1 protein-coding gene is annotated in these 220 nt (G+C 46.4%); it reads right to left on the bottom strand.

The window, feature by feature from the left end:
• Positions 1 to 24: 24 nt before the first annotated feature.
• The coding region (locus Q0852_RS23880) for a hypothetical protein (RefSeq protein WP_299022943.1) at positions 25 to 220 on the bottom strand (196 nt) is incomplete at its 5' end.

Below are 220 nucleotides of genomic sequence, written 5' to 3'. Positions count from 1 at the left end.
GCCAGAGTTAAAGGCAGCAATAAATCAGATAACCTGCGTTTCGCCATACTTTATGGACAGCCTTGCGATGAAAGAATAACCTTTGTGGCATAGTTCTTGAGCGAAGATATAACCAATAAAAACAGAGTCGCTCTTCAGCATGCCTAACGCCTGCGATAAGGTGTGCCCCACCGAACCAGCAAAGCACACAAAACTCCGAACCAAAACCGCCGAGTGTAAC

Source organism: uncultured Photobacterium sp., from assembly GCF_947502415.1.
Taxonomy (GTDB): Bacteria; Pseudomonadota; Gammaproteobacteria; order Enterobacterales; family Vibrionaceae; genus Photobacterium.
This window is presented reverse-complemented; position numbering and strand designations above follow the sequence as displayed.